Genomic DNA, 14,713 nt, shown 5'->3' with positions numbered 1-14,713 from the left:
GGGCGCCCAGCAAGAGCTGCCGTTCGCTTTGGTATACGGCCGGGCGGTGACCGAGATGCCGCTGGATCTGTATATCCCGCCGGATGCCCTGGAGGTATTTCTCGAAGCCTTCGAAGGCCCCCTGGACCTGCTGCTCTACCTGATCCGCAAACAGAATATCGATGTGCTGGACATTCCCGTGGCGGAAATCACCCGCCAGTACATGGGCTATGTCGAGTTGATGCAGTCGGTGCGCCTAGAGCTGGCCGCCGAGTACCTGGTGATGGCGGCGATGCTCGCCGAGATCAAGTCGCGCATGCTGCTGCCGCGTTCGAGCGAGGCGCCAGAGGAAGAAGACGATCCGCGCGCCGAGCTGATTCGTCGCCTGCAGGAATACGAGCGCTACAAAGCCGCTGCCGAAGGCCTCGATATGCTGCCGCGGGTCGGCCGCGACCTGACGGTGCCGCGCCTGGATGCGCCGCTGGCTCAAGCGCGCAAGCTACTGCCGGAGGTCAATCTGGAGGAGCTGTTGCTGTCGATGGCGCAGGTGTTGCGCCGCGCCGATATGTTCGAAAGTCACCAGGTCAGTCGTGAGACGCTGTCGACTCGCGAGCGCATGAGCGAAGTGCTGGAGCGTCTCAAGGGCGGCGCTTTCGTGCCTTTTGTCGAGCTCTTCACGGCTGAGGAGGGGCGTCTGGGCGTGGTGGTGACTTTTATGGCGGTGCTCGAGCTGATCAAGGAATCGTTGGTCGAGCTGGTGCAGAATGAAGCCTTTGGCCCCATCCACGTGCGCGCGCGAGCTGAATGACCATGAACCTGAGCAATCCCCGCGAACTGGCCAGCCTGCTGGAAGCCTTCTTGTTCGCCTCCGGCAAGCCGCAATCGTTGGAGCGTCTGTTCGAGCTGTTCGAGGAAGTGGAGCGCCCCGAACCGGCGGTGTTCAAAAAAGCCCTGGAGCGGCTGCGCCAGTCCTGCGAAGGGCGAGCCTTCGAGTTGGTCGAGGTGGCTTCCGGTTACCGCCTGCAAGTACGCGAGATCTACGCACCCTGGGTCGGCCGTTTGTGGGAAGAGCGGCCACAGCGTTATTCGCGGGCCATGCTCGAGACCCTGGCGCTGATTGCCTACCGGCAGCCGATTACCCGCGGCGAGATCGAGGATATTCGCGGCGTGGCGGTCAACAGCCATATCGTCAAAACCTTGCTGGAGCGCGAGTGGATCCGCGTGGTCGGTTACCGCGACGTGCCGGGCAAGCCGGCGATGCTGGCGACCACCAAGGCGTTTCTCGATCACTTCAATCTGCAGAGTCTCGACCAGCTACCGCCGTTGGCGGCACTGCGTGAGCTGGAGCCCGAGCCGTTGCTGGCCTTCGATGACGACCTCGCTGCGCCGCAAAGCCTGCAGGCCCGCGCCGACCTGGCGCTCGCCGATGAGCCGGTGGTGGAGGCAAGCGAGGAAACCAGCTTCAGCAGCCTGCTGGCCGAACTGGACTCCATGGAGCAGGGCTTGAAGACCGATTTCGATGATTTTTCCGCGCCGGCGGTGGACGAGGTCGAAGGCGAGGAGCTGACGGAGACCACCGATGAGCAGGAGCCGCCGGGTCACTGAACATGGGCGGCATTGACCCTGGCCGGCTGCGGTTCTGCAGCCGGTTTGCTCTAGCCAGGTCTTGCTCAGGATGCATCCGGGCTACGGATAACGGCGCATGTGTAGCGGATCGCTGGGGTGCCGACTGTCGAAAAGACCGATGACTGCTCGTCTGCCGGCTAGTCTCAAACGGTGCGCACGCTGTGCGTTTCGCGTATGATCCGCGCCCTTTCGACGACTTGCTGTCGTCCATCACTAGAGATACACCGGGAGGTGCCCAGATGAGTGAATCCGAAGAATACAGTCCAGCCGGCGAAAAACTGCAGAAAGTCATGGCGCGCATAGGCCTGGCTTCACGCCGCGAAATCGAAGGCTGGATCAGCGCCGGCCGGGTCAAGGTCAATGGTGCGGTCGCGGGTCTCGGTCAGCGTGTCGACCTGCACGATGCCATCGCCATCGATGGCCGCTTGATCAAGCGCGAAGAAGCCGCCGAAAGCGTGCGCCGCGTGATCCTCTATAACAAGCCCGAAGGTGAGATCTGCACCCGCGACGACCCCGAAGGGCGTCCGACCGTGTTCGACCGTCTGCCGCGGCCGAAAGAAGGTCGCTGGATTAATATTGGTCGTCTCGACATCAATACCACCGGCTTGCTGATGTTCACCACCGACGGAGAGCTGGCCAACCGCTTGATGCATCCGTCCTACCAGATGGACCGCGAGTACGCGGTGCGCGTGCGCGGTGAAGTCGACGATGAAATGATCGAGCGGCTGAAAGCCGGGGTGATGCTCGAAGACGGTCCGGCCAAGTTCACCGATATCAAGGTGGCGCCGGGCGGTGTGGGCTTCAACCACTGGTACCACTGCGTGGTGATGGAAGGGCGTAACCGCGAAGTGCGCCGTCTGTGGGAGTCCCAGGGCTTGGTAGTCAGCCGCTTGAAGCGCGTGCGTTTCGGTCCGGTATTTATCACCTCGGATCTGACCATGGGTCGCTGGCGTGAAATGAGCCAGCGCGAAGTGGATATTCTCAGCGAGGAAGTTGGCCTCAAGTCGGTCGCCTTGCCGGACATGAAAGAAAAAACCCGCGACAAGCTCGAGCGTCTGCAGCGCAAGTCGGCCAAGCCGGTTGGTCGCGGCGAACGTCCGCAGCGGACTCTGCGCCCATCCCATGGCAGCCCTGTTGCCGCTGATCGTTCGGGTTCCGGGCGTACTCCGCGCAGCGAGGGTGGTGAGCGTGCAGAGCGTACCCCGCGCGGCGAAGGCGGTGAACGTGTAGTGCGTACTCCGCGCAGTGACGGTGGTGCTGTGCGTACGCCGCGCGCAGACAAGGGCCGTACGGATCAGGGTCGTCCTGCTCCGAGCAAAGGGACGCCAGTTGCCGAGCGGCCGCGGGATGTCAACAAGAAGAGTCCGAACAAGCCCAAGCCTATGCGTCCGGGCGTCGAGCTGAGCGAGCGCCCTGGGCGCAAGCCGGCCGCGCCAGCCAAGCGCCGCACCCCGTCCGCGGGCGAAGGGCAGCGCCCAGGCTTTGGCCGTGGCCCGCGCAAGCCGCAGTAGGCTGGGGTAGCGCGATCCTGGGATCGTAAAAAAAGGACTCGATTGAGTCCTTTTTTTGTGCACTGTTTTTAGCCAGCCATGCTCAGACGATTACGTCCATCGCGCTTGGCTACATAGAGTGCGCTATCGGCGCGCTGCAGCAGGCTTTCTGCTGACTCGCCCGCCAGCAGGCTCGCGCAGCCGAGGCTGATGGACACCTCGATCGGACGGCCTTGGGCCAGACATTGCAGCTCTTGCACGGCATGCCGTAGGCGCTCGCCGACCATGGCGGCGGCTTCGCGGCAGGTTCCCGAGAGCAGTACGAGAAACTCTTCGCCGCCGTAACGAAACACCATGTCGATGTTGCGTAGCTGGCTTTTCAGGGTGGCGGCAACGTCGATCAATACCCTGTCGCCGATGCTATGGCCGTGGTTGTCGTTGACCTGCTTGAAATGGTCGAGGTCGAGCATCAGCAGCGAGAGTGGTTGCAGATTGCGTCGCGACAGATCGATTTCACGCAGCAGAATCTGATCCATGGCAATGCGGTTGCCGGTGTTGGTCAGCGGGTCACGCAGTGCACTCTGGACTGCCGCACGGTATAGCAGGGCATTGCGCAGCGGGAACAGCAAGCTGGCCAGCAGGGACTCCAGTTGGCTGAGTTCCGCGTCGCTGAAGCGCTGTTGGCGGCGGAAAACCAACTCGCCGAGGTATTCGCCCTCATGGCTCAGCCGGTAACCGGCCGAGTGGCTGGCGCGTTCGCCGAGCTCCAGGCGCAGGTCGGCGGTTGGTTGTTGATAGGTCAGGGCATTGAGCGGCACCAGGCTTTGCACGGCAGTAAAGAACAGTTTGAGGATGCGCTCGACATCCAGGCTGGTCTGCAGTTGCATGCTGAGTTGCTGACGCAGTTGCGCCAGGCTGATCGGGCGCAGGGACGGCGCGCGATTGCCGGAAAAGCCCAGGCGCTGAAGCTTTGCCGTATCGAAATCGATGGTGTTGGTCTGACTGGGAGTAACCATAAATGCTGAACCTCTAGCGCATTGATGCGGCAACACTGGCTATAGAGCGAATTTCATGCCAGAGGGTTCAGAAAATATGAAAATTATTTGAAGTCAGTCACTTACGCTGGTTTTTCGCGGCAAATGGCCAGTATCTGCAGTTTGCTTGCCGCGCCGACCGGCAAGCGATTGCCGGTTTGTGGGTGTATGCCATTTTTCTGCCGCTGCAGTCGCTGTTTGCTGGTGTTATTGGGCGTCGAATGCCTGGCCATTGACGCCGCTGCTGTCAGGCCCCATCAGGTACAGATAGACCGGCATTATTGCCTCGGGTAGCGGGTTGTTGGCCGGGTTTTCCCCTGGATAAGCCTGGGCGCGCATATCGGTGCGGGTGGCGCCTGGGTTGATGCTGTTGGCACGTACCGGCGCCACGCCGTCGACTTCATCGGCCAGTACCTGCATCAAGCCCTCGGTGGCGAACTTGGAGACCGCATAAGCGCCCCAGTAGGCGCGGCCTTTGCGGCCGACGCTGCTCGAGGTGAATACCACCGAGGCGTCGCTGGAGAGTTTCAGCAGCGGCAGCAGGGTGCTGGTGAGCATGAAGGTGGCATTGACGTTGACCTGCATCACGCGCATGAAGTTATCGCCGGAGAGCTGCTCCAGCGGTGTGCGCGGGCCGACAATCGAGGCGTTGTGCAGCAGGCCATCAAGTTTGCCGAATTCGCGCTCGATCATCGCTGCCAGTTCGTCGTACTGGTGTGGCAGGGCGGTTTCCAGGTTGAACGGGATCACCGCGGGCTGCGGGTGGCCGGCGGCCTCGATGGCGTCGTAGACCCTGCTGAGGCTTTCTTCGGTCTTGCCCAGCAGCAGTACGGTCGCCCCATGGGCGGCAAAGTCCTGCGCGGCGGCGGCGCCAATTCCGCGGCCAGCGCCGGTGACCAGAATCACCCGATCCTTGAGCAGGTCGGGGCGGGCAGAATATTGGAACATGGGGACTCCTTCGGAGAGCGGCAAGCTGCAGCCATAGCGGCAAGTTGCGCGGCTGAATATTGATAGGGGCAGGTTGGGCTTCGCTCGGCGCAGCCCAACCTTGCGCTGGCAAGCGGTACTCGATAATGCCTGGCCTTAGAACCTGTATGCCGTAGCCGCTCAGCAGCGGCACAGCGCCCGTTCGAGTACCGTGCGCAGTTCCAGTGGGTGGTCGACCACCACGTCGGCGCCCCAGTTTCTCGGGTTGTCGTTCGGGTGAATATAGCCATAAGTCACCGCAGCAGTTCTGGTGCCGGCGGCGCGTCCCGACTCGATGTCGCGCAGGTCGTCGCCGACGAACAGGACGCTGGCCGGATCCAGGCCCAACTGGCTGCAGGCCAGAATCATCGGCTCTGGGTCGGGTTTGCTGTGGGTGACATGCTCCGGGCAGATCAGGATGGCGGAGCGTTCGGCCAGGCCGAGTTGCTGCATGATCGGTTCGGCGAAGCGCAGTGGCTTGTTGGTTACCACGCCCCAGATCAGCTTGGCCTGCTCGATATCGGCGAGCAGTTCATGGATGCCGTCGAAAGGGCGGGTCAGCACCGCGCAGTGATCCTGATAGCGCTCGAGAAACTCCAGGCGCAAGGCCTCGAACTGCTCGGTCAGTGGGTCCATGGCGAAGCTCGCTGCGACCATGGCGCGGGCGCCGCCGGAAATCTGATCGCGAATCAGTTGGTCATCCACGGCCGCGAGGCCGCGCTCGGCGAGCATCGCCTGGCAGATGGCGATGAAGTCGGGAGCACTGTCGAGCAGGGTGCCATCCATATCGAAAAGAACTGCGCGCAAACGCATCAGGCCTCCTTGAGCGTCTGGATCATGTAGTTGACGTCGACATCCGCTTGCAGTTTGTAGTGTTTGGTCAGCGGGTTGTAGGTCAGGCCGATAATGTCTTTGACTTGCAGGCCGGTGTCGCGGCTCCAGGCGCCCAGTTCCGAGGGCCGGATGAACTTCTTGAAATCATGGGTGCCACGCGGCAGCAGGCGCAGCAGGTATTCCGCGCCAATCACCGCGAACATATAAGCCTTGGGGTTGCGGTTGATGGTGGAGAAGAACACCTGGCCGCCGGGTTTGACCAGGGTGTGGCAGGCGCGGATCACTGAGGCCGGATCCGGGACGTGTTCGAGCATTTCCAGGCAGGTGACCACGTCGAACTGCTCGGGCATTTCAGCGGCCAGGTCTTCGGCGGTGATCTGCCGGTACTGCACCGAAACGCCGGATTCCAGTTGGTGCAACTGGGCCACGGCCAGGGGCGCTTCGCCCATGTCGATACCAGTTACCTCGGCGCCACGCTGGGCCATGGCTTCGCTGAGGATGCCGCCGCCGCAGCCGATGTCGAGGACCTTCTTGCCGGCCAGGCTGACGCGCTCTTCAATCCAGTTGACCCGCAGTGGATTGATGTCGTGCAGGGGTTTGAATTCGCTTTCGCGGTCCCACCAGCGGTGGGCGAGGGCTTCGAATTTGGCGATTTCGGCGTGATCGACGTTGCTCATAAATATTCCTGGGTGAAGCTGCAAAATGGCAAGCCTGGGCTGAATGTATCCATGTTGCCAGTTTCGTAGTCTGGAGTGGGCGTCTATTGATCGCCCGATATATGTCAGTTTGTCGCAGCCTGTAGGCGCCAGCTTGTTGGCGATCATCGGCTATCGCCGGGATGCCGTGGCACGGCAAGCTGGTTCCTGCCGGTCATGCATGGGCTCTATCACTTGGCGGCGATCTTCGCTCCCCAGGCGCGGGCGTTGGCGATGATCCGCTGTTCGTCCAGGCGAGTCAGTCGGCCGCTGTCGAGCAGGTGCTTGCCGCCGACCCAGACATCTTCGACGCAGTCGCGGTTGCTGGTATAGATCAGTTGCGAAACCGGGTCGTAGATCGGCTGCTGGGCCAGGCCGTTCAAGTTGAATACCACCAGGTCGGCGGCTTTGCCCGGCTCCAGCGAACCGATCAGGTCATCCAGGCCGAGGGCGCGCGCGCCATTCAGGGTTGCCATGCGCAACGCTCGATGTGCGTCCAGGGCGCTGGCCGAGCCTGCGACGGCTTTGGCCAGCAAGGCGGCCGTGCGGGTTTCACCAAGCAGATCCAGGTCGTTGTTGCTGGCGGCACCGTCGGTGCCGATGGCCACATTGATCCCGGCCTGCCAGAGCTTTTCTACCGGACAGAAGCCGCAGGCCAGCTTGAGATTGGACTCCGGGCAATGGATCACGCTGCTGTTGCTGGCCACCAGCAGGGCCAGATCGTCATCGTCGATCTGGGTCATGTGCACGGCCTGGAAACGCGGGCCAAGCAGGCCGAGTCGCGCCAATCGCGCCAGCGGACGCTCACCATATAGATGCAGGCTCTGCTGCACCTCGAAGGCGGTTTCATGCACATGCATATGGATGCCGGCATCCAGTTCCTCGGCGAGTATGCGGATGTTCTCCAGCTTGTCGTCGCTCACCGTATAGGGGGCGTGGGGGCCGAAGGCAACGCTCAGGCGCGGGTGATGCTTGAGGTCGTCGAACAACGCCAGCCCTTTGCGCAACGCTTCGTCGGCATCGCGGGCGCCGGGAATGGGAAAATCCAGTACCGGAATGGTTATCTGGGCGCGAATGCCGCTCTTGTGCACGATCTCGCTGGCCACTTCGGGAAAGAAGTACATGTCCGAGAAGCAGGTGATGCCGCCCTTGAGTTGTTCGGCGATGGCCAGTTCGGTGCCATCCAGGACGAAATGCTCATCAACCCACTTGGCCTCGGCTGGCCAGATGTGCTGTTCCAGCCAGTTGCTCAGCGGCAGTTCATCGGCCATGCCGCGAAACAGGCTCATGGCAGCATGGCCATGGGCATTGACCAGTCCTGGTGTCAGCAGTCGGCCGGGCAGTTCACGGACTTCCAGTGCCTGGTGCTTGAGCGCTTCGGCGCGCGGCGCGATCAGGGCGATGCGGCCGTCGCGGATGCCCAGACCATGCTCGTGCAGCACCACTCCGGCAGGCTCGACCGGCACCAGCCAGGTTGGGAGTAGGAGGAGGTCGAGAGGGGCTTCGGGCATGCCTGGGGCTTCCTGTGAGTATCTGAGAGGCTGAGTTTATAGGGGAACGGCGTGCGCTTGAAGCTGCGCAGCTATAAGCCATGGGATTCAAGCTGTAAGTGAATGTGCAAAAGCTCGACGAGCGTCGGGTGCTGGTGTCGCGGCTGACGCGTGCAGCCTGCGGATGCTTCTCTGGGTATAATGATCGGCTTTTCGGGGCGAGGTGTGTAATGCGCGAGCAATTGCTAGCGGCAGAGAAGGTTCAAGCCATTGATTGGCGTGATGGCGCTCTGCATCTGCTCGATCAGCGTGTATTGCCGTTCGAGGAAACCTGGCATGCCTGTCATTCGGCAGTGGCCGTAGCCGAGGCGATTCGCCTGATGGTAGTGCGCGGGGCGCCGGCCATCGGTATTAGTGCGGCCTATGGCGTGGTGCTCGGCGCGCGCGCGCGGGTGGCCGAGGGCGGAGATTGGCGTGTGGCCCTGGAGGCGGATTTTCAGATATTGGCCGATTCGCGGCCGACCGCCGTCAATCTGTTCTGGGCGCTCAATCGAATGCGCGAGCGCATGGCGCGTATTAAGGAAGGTGACGATCCGGTTGCGCTGCTGGAGAGCGAAGCGCTGGGTATTCATCAGAGCGATCGCGAAGCCAACTTGACCATGGCTCAGATCGGTGTCGACCTGATTCGCAAGCATCAGGGTAATCAGCAGAACCTGTTGACTCACTGTAATGCCGGTGCCCTGGCCACTGGTGGCTTCGGCACGGCGCTGGGGGTGATTCGCGCAGCCTATCTGGAGGGTTTGGTCGAGCGCGTCTATGTCGACGAAACCCGTCCTTGGTTGCAAGGCTCGCGCCTGACTGCCTGGGAGCTGGCCGGCGAAGGCATCCCGGTCTGCCTGAATGTCGATTCGGCCGCCGCGCACCTGATGAAGACTCGCGGTATCACCTGGGTCATCGTCGGTGCCGACCGGATTGCCGCCAATGGCGATGTGGCGAACAAGATCGGCACTTACCAGCTGGCGGTCAATGCCATGCACCATGGCGTGCGCTTTATGGTGGTGGCGCCGAGTTCGACCATCGACATGGCACTGGAGAGTGGTGACGATATTCCTCTCGAGGAGCGTGATGCCAGTGAGTTACTGGAGCTCAATGGTCAGCGAGTGGCGGCGGGAGTGGATGCGCTCAATCCGGTGTTCGATGTGACGCCGGCCGACCTGATCGACTTCATCGTCACCGAGAAGGGCGTGGTCGAGCGGCCGGATACGGCAAAAATGACCAGACTGATGTGCCGCAAGCGCCTGCATTGAGCTGGTCACGGTTGCTCGGTGGGCGTTGCTGCGGCCGCTGGCTGGGGATAGGTGCGGGGCGCTGATTGTGGTAATATCCGGCCGTTTTCAGGGGCGCTGGCAACGGTCGCCTTAACTGCGCAGATACATGGCATAACTCATTGATTTGTCGTGAGTCGCTGCTGGCCTAGAGCCGCGCGGCACGCTTCGCCTCGTTCGGGATGAACGAGGCGAAGAATCACCAGAAAAAGGAACCAGGCTACTCATGGGCGAACTGGCCAAAGAAATCCTCCCGGTCAATATTGAAGACGAACTCAAGCAGTCCTACCTCGACTACGCGATGAGCGTAATCGTTGGGCGAGCGCTGCCGGATGCGCGCGATGGCTTGAAGCCCGTGCACCGGCGTGTGCTGTTTGCCATGAGTGAGTTGGGTAACGACTGGAACAAGGCATATAAGAAGTCCGCCCGTGTGGTCGGTGACGTCATCGGTAAGTACCACCCGCATGGCGACACTGCGGTGTACGACACCATCGTACGTATGGCGCAACCCTTCTCCCTGCGTTACCTGCTGGTCGATGGTCAAGGCAACTTCGGTTCGGTGGATGGCGACAACGCCGCCGCCATGCGTTACACCGAAGTGCGCATGACCAAGCTGGCCCACGAACTGCTGGCCGACTTGCACAAGGAAACCGTCGACTGGGTGCCGAACTACGACGGCACCGAGATGATTCCGGCGGTCATGCCGACCAGGGTGCCCAACCTGCTGGTCAACGGCTCCAGCGGTATCGCCGTGGGTATGGCGACCAATATCCCGCCACACAACCTCACGGAAGTGATCAACGGCTGCCTGGCGCTGATCGACAACTCCGAGCTGACGGTCGATGAGTTGATGCAGTACATCCCGGGTCCGGATTTCCCGACCGCGGCGATCATCAACGGCCGTGCCGGCATCATCGAGGCTTATCGCACCGGGCGCGGGCGCATTTATATGCGCGCGCGGGCGATCATCGAAGACATTGACAAGGTCGGCGGTCGTCAGCAGATCATCGTCAGCGAGCTGCCGTACCAGCTGAACAAGGCACGTCTGATCGAAAAGATCGCCGAGCTGGTTAAAGAGAAGAAGCTCGAAGGCATCACCGAGCTGCGTGACGAGTCCGACAAGGACGGCATGCGCATCGTGATCGAGTTGCGCCGCGGTGAAGTGCCAGAGGTGGTGCTCAACAACCTCTACGCCCAGACCCAGATGCAGAGCGTATTCGGCATCAACGTAGTCGCTTTGATCGACGGTCAGCCGAAGATCCTCAACCTCAAGGACATGCTCGAAGCCTTTGTCCTGCACCGCCGTGAAGTGGTCACCCGGCGCACCGTGTTCGAGTTGCGCAAGGCGCGTGAGCGTGGGCACATCCTTGAAGGTCAGGCGGTTGCCCTGTCCAACATTGATCCGGTGATCGCCCTGATCAAGGCTTCGCCGACGCCCGCTGAAGCCAAGCAAGCGTTGATTTCCACCGCGTGGGAGTCGACTGCGGTAGAAGCCATGGTCGAGCGTGCCGGCGCCGACTCCTGCCGCCCGGACACCCTCGAGCCACAGTACGGTCTGCGTGACGGCAAGTACTACCTGTCGCCGGAGCAGGCCCAGGCCATTCTCGAACTGCGTCTGCACCGCCTGACCGGGCTGGAGCATGAGAAGCTGCTGGCCGAGTACCAGGAAATTCTCGCCCAGATCGGCGAGTTGATCCGCATCCTGACCAGCGCTGTACGCCTGATGGAAGTGATTCGCGAAGAGCTTGAGAGCATCAAGGCCGAGTTCGGCGATGCGCGGCGCACCGAGATTCTCGATGCCCGCCTGGATCTGACCCTGGGTGATCTGATCACCGAAGAAGATCGGGTGGTGACCATTTCCCACACCGGTTACGCCAAATCGCAGCCGTTGACCGCTTATCAGGCTCAGCGGCGCGGCGGTAAAGGCAAGTCGGCCACCGGTATCAAGGAGGAGGACTACATCGCCCACCTGCTGGTCGCCAACAGTCATACCACGCTGCTGCTGTTCTCCAGCAAGGGCAAAGTGTACTGGCTGAAGACCTATGAGATTCCAGAAGCCTCGCGAGCTGCTCGTGGTCGTCCGCTGGTCAATTTGTTGCCATTGAGCGAGGGTGAATACATCACCACCATGTTGCCGGTGGAGATCGCGCCCAAGAGCAAGCAGGACGATGTCGACGATATCGAAGGTGTGCTGGACGATGTTGAGGGTGCGATAGAAGCCTTGGGCCCGTTCATCTTCATGGCCACCGCTAACGGCACGGTGAAGAAGACCCCGCTGACCCAGTTCAGCCGGCCACGTAGCGTCGGTCTGATCGCCCTGGGCCTCGACGAAGGCGACACCCTGATTTCCGCTGCCATCACCGATGGCAGCCGTGAGGTCATGCTGTTCTCCGATGGTGGCAAGGTTACCCGTTTCAAGGAAACCGATGTACGCGCCATGGGCCGTACCGCTCGCGGCGTGCGCGGCATGCGTCTGCCGGAAGGGCAGAAGCTGATTTCCATGCTGATTCCAGAAGAGGGCAGCCAGATTCTAACTGCCTCCGTGCGTGGCTATGGCAAGCGTACGGCGATCGACGAGTTCCCGGAGTACAAGCGCGGTGGCCAGGGCGTGATCGCCATGGTCAGCGGCGAGCGCAACGGCAAGCTGGTTGGCGCTGTGCAGGTGCTCGACGGAGAGGAAATCATGCTGATTTCCGACCAGGGCACCTTGGTGCGTACCCGCGTTGGTGAAGTCTCCAGTCTCGGCCGTAACACCCAGGGTGTGACCCTGATCAAGCTGGCCAAGGATGAAAAGCTCGTGGGCCTCCAGCGGGTGCAGGAGCCATCCGAAGAGGAGATTGACGAGCTGCTTGAAGGTGACGAGGCTCTGGATGACGATGTGACCGATGTGACCGATGTGACCGATGTGACCGATGTGACCGATGTGGTCGATGTGGTCGATGCGTCGGATGCTGCGGCTGACGAGAGTCCGGTCAGCGAAGAGTGATCTGCATGGGCGAGGCTTGACCTCGCGCCTTGCGGCGTTGGATTCGACGGCTGACCGGCAGTGGTCAGTCGTCCAACATTTGAGCGAGAGTGGATGTGAGCAAGCGAGCCTATAATTTCTGCGCCGGCCCGGCCGCGCTTCCTGAAGCTGTTCTGCAACGCGCCCAGGCGGAGCTCCTCGATTGGCAGGGTAAAGGCCTGTCCGTGATGGAGATGAGCCACCGCAGCGACGAGTACATGGCCATTGCGGCCAAGGCCGAGCAGGATCTGCGCGACCTGCTCGTCATCCCCTCCGACTATAAAGTGCTGTTCCTGCAGGGCGGTGCCAGTCAGCAGTTCGCCGAGATCCCGCTCAACTTGCTGCCGGAAGACGGTGTCGCTGACTATATCGATACCGGCATCTGGTCGAAGAAGAGCATTGAGGAGGCCAGCCGTTACGGCAATATCAATGTCGCGGCCAGCGCCAAGCCTTACGACTACTTCGCGATTCCCGGGCAGAATGAGTGGCACCTGTCGAAAGACGCCGCTTACCTGCACTACGCCAGCAACGAAACCATCGGCGGTCTGCAATTCGACTGGATTCCCGAAGTCGGCGACGTGCCGTTGGTGGCGGATATGTCCTCGGACATCCTCTCGCGACCTATCGATGTGTCGAAGTTCGGCCTGATCTATGCCGGCGCGCAGAAGAATATCGGCCCCAGCGGCCTGGTCGTCAGCATAGTCCGTGAAGACCTGTTGGGCCGTGCGCGCAGCGTCTGCCCGACCATGCTCAACTATAAGGTCGCCGCCGATAACGGTTCGATGTACAACACCCCGGCAACTTTTTCCTGGTACCTATCCGGCCTGGTGTTCGAGTGGCTCAAGGAGCAGGGCGGGGTCGAGGCCATGGAGCAACGCAACCGCGCCAAGAAAGAACTGCTTTATGGCGCCATCGACAGCAGCGAGCTGTACAGCAACCCGATTGCGCTCAATGCCCGCTCCTGGATGAACGTGCCCTTCCGTCTGGTGGATGATCGTCTGGACAAGCCGTTCCTCGCCGGTGCCGAGGCCCGCAACCTGCTCAATCTGAAGGGGCACCGTTCGGTCGGCGGCATGCGTGCGTCCATCTATAACGCCGTGGGTCTGGATGCCGTTGAGGCGTTGGTGGCTTATATGGCGCAATTCGAGAAGGAACACGGCTGATGACGGATGTAGTCTCCGAGCAAGAACTGCAAGCCCTGCGCCTGCGCATCGATAATCTCGACGAAAGAATTCTCGAGCTGATCAGCGATCGCGCGCGCTGCGCCGAAGACGTGGCGCGGGTCAAGATGCTGGCGTTGCCGGAAGGCGAGAAACCGGTGTTCTACCGTCCGGAGCGTGAGGCCCAGGTGCTCAAGCGCATCATGGAGCGCAATCAGGGGCCGCTGGGCAATGAGGAAATGGCGCGGCTGTTTCGCGAAATCATGTCCTCCTGTCTGGCGCTGGAGAACCCGCTGAAGGTCGCTTATCTCGGCCCGGAAGGCACCTTCTCCCAGGCAGCGGCGATGAAGCATTTCGGTCACGCGGTGATCAGCGTACCCATGGCGGCGATCGACGAAGTGTTTCGCGAAGTGGCTGCGGGCGGGGTGAACTTCGGCGTAGTGCCGGTGGAGAACTCTACCGAAGGCGCGATCAACCACACCCTGGACAGCTTCCTCGAACACGACATGGTGATCTGCGGCGAAGTCGAGCTGCGCATCCACCATCATCTGCTGGTCGGCGAAACTACCAAGGTCGACAAGATCTCCCGCATCTACTCGCATGCCCAGTCCCTGGCCCAGTGCCGCAAGTGGCTGGATGCGCATTACCCGAATGTCGAGCGGGTGGCGGTGTCGAGCAATGCCGAGGCGGCCAAGCGGGTCAAGGGCGAGTGGAACAGTGCGGCGATCGCCGGCGATATGGCAGCCAGTCTGTATGGTCTGACCAAGCTGGCCGAAAAGATCGAAGACCGCCCGGACAACTCCACGCGTTTCTTGATCATCGGTAGCCAGGAAGTGCCGCCGACTGGCGATGACAAGACCTCGGTCATCGTCTCCATGCGCAACAAGCCGGGCGCCCTGCATGAGCTGCTGGTGCCGTTCCATAACAATGGTATCGACCTGACCCGCATCGAGACCCGCCCTTCGCGCAGTGGCAAGTGGACCTATGTGTTCTTCATCGACTTCGTCGGCCATCACCGCGATCCGCTGATCAAGGACGTGCTGGAGAAGATCAATCAGGAAGCCGTGGCGCTGAAGGTATTAGGATCGTATCCGAAGGCGGTACTTTAAA

Annotated in this window: 12 protein-coding genes; 7 read left to right on the top strand and 5 right to left on the bottom strand. The window is 61.5% G+C overall.

Annotation, left to right across the window (positions count from 1 at the left end):
* Window positions 1-88 precede the first annotated feature (88 nt).
* From VCJ09_RS15040 to rluB, 3 genes are all read left to right on the top strand, one after another.
* Window positions 89-787: a segregation and condensation protein A gene (locus VCJ09_RS15040; RefSeq protein ID WP_324734674.1), complete on the top strand. Its 699-nt coding sequence runs from the start codon at window positions 89-91 to the stop codon at window positions 785-787.
* Between the two features lie 2 nt (window positions 788-789).
* Window positions 790-1,584: an SMC-Scp complex subunit ScpB gene (scpB, locus tag VCJ09_RS15035; RefSeq protein WP_324730950.1), complete on the top strand. Its 795-nt coding sequence runs from the start codon at window positions 790-792 to the stop codon at window positions 1,582-1,584.
* 260 nt (window positions 1,585-1,844) lie between these two features.
* Window positions 1,845-3,116, top strand: a complete 1,272-nt coding sequence (gene rluB / locus VCJ09_RS15030; protein WP_324730949.1) for a 23S rRNA pseudouridine(2605) synthase RluB — start codon at window positions 1,845-1,847, stop codon at window positions 3,114-3,116.
* Between the two features lie 68 nt (window positions 3,117-3,184).
* Here rluB and VCJ09_RS15025 read toward each other — a convergent pair whose 3' ends face one another.
* From VCJ09_RS15025 to VCJ09_RS15005, 5 genes are all read right to left on the bottom strand, one after another.
* Entirely contained in the window at window positions 3,185-4,111 is a 927-nt protein-coding gene (locus tag VCJ09_RS15025) for a GGDEF domain-containing protein (protein ID WP_324730948.1), read from the bottom strand.
* Window positions 4,112-4,336: 225 nt separating this feature from the next.
* Entirely contained in the window at window positions 4,337-5,077 is a 741-nt protein-coding gene (locus VCJ09_RS15020) for a YciK family oxidoreductase (RefSeq protein WP_324730947.1), read from the bottom strand.
* A gap of 159 nt (window positions 5,078-5,236) precedes the next feature.
* Complete coding sequence (gene mupP / locus VCJ09_RS15015; RefSeq protein WP_324730946.1) at window positions 5,237-5,908, bottom strand: N-acetylmuramic acid 6-phosphate phosphatase MupP; 672 nt, start codon at window positions 5,906-5,908, stop codon at window positions 5,237-5,239.
* Window positions 5,908-6,606 (bottom strand): bifunctional 2-polyprenyl-6-hydroxyphenol methylase/3-demethylubiquinol 3-O-methyltransferase UbiG, encoded by a 699-nt coding sequence (gene ubiG / locus VCJ09_RS15010; RefSeq protein ID WP_079202469.1) that lies wholly within the window; start codon window positions 6,604-6,606, stop codon window positions 5,908-5,910. Before ubiG ends, mupP begins: the two co-directional genes overlap by 1 nt.
* A 209-nt stretch (window positions 6,607-6,815) precedes the next feature.
* Window positions 6,816-8,135 (bottom strand): TRZ/ATZ family hydrolase, encoded by a 1,320-nt coding sequence (locus tag VCJ09_RS15005; protein ID WP_324730945.1) that lies wholly within the window; start codon window positions 8,133-8,135, stop codon window positions 6,816-6,818.
* A gap of 209 nt (window positions 8,136-8,344) precedes the next feature.
* Here VCJ09_RS15005 and mtnA point away from each other — a divergent pair, with 209 nt between their 5' ends.
* The 4 genes from mtnA (at window position 8,345) to pheA (ending at window position 14,712) form a co-directional block, all read left to right on the top strand.
* The gene (mtnA, locus tag VCJ09_RS15000; protein ID WP_324730944.1) at window positions 8,345-9,421 is read left to right on the top strand and encodes an S-methyl-5-thioribose-1-phosphate isomerase; all 1,077 of its coding nucleotides are present in this window, start codon (window positions 8,345-8,347) and stop codon (window positions 9,419-9,421) included.
* Window positions 9,422-9,665: 244 nt separating this feature from the next.
* Complete coding sequence (gene gyrA, locus VCJ09_RS14995; protein WP_324730943.1) at window positions 9,666-12,425, top strand: DNA gyrase subunit A; 2,760 nt, start codon at window positions 9,666-9,668, stop codon at window positions 12,423-12,425.
* Between the two features lie 95 nt (window positions 12,426-12,520).
* Window positions 12,521-13,606 (top strand): 3-phosphoserine/phosphohydroxythreonine transaminase, encoded by a 1,086-nt coding sequence (gene serC, locus VCJ09_RS14990; RefSeq protein WP_324730942.1) that lies wholly within the window; start codon window positions 12,521-12,523, stop codon window positions 13,604-13,606.
* Window positions 13,606-14,712: a prephenate dehydratase gene (gene pheA, locus VCJ09_RS14985; protein WP_079202465.1), complete on the top strand. Its 1,107-nt coding sequence runs from the start codon at window positions 13,606-13,608 to the stop codon at window positions 14,710-14,712. The genes serC and pheA overlap by 1 nt, the downstream gene beginning before the upstream one ends.
* The last annotated feature ends 1 nt before the right edge of the window (window position 14,713 follow it).

Source organism: Pseudomonas paeninsulae (genome assembly GCF_035621475.1).
GTDB lineage: Bacteria > Pseudomonadota > Gammaproteobacteria > Pseudomonadales > Pseudomonadaceae > Aquipseudomonas > Aquipseudomonas paeninsulae.
The sequence above is the reverse complement of the archived record's forward strand: the minus strand, read 5'-3'. Positions and strand labels throughout refer to the sequence as shown.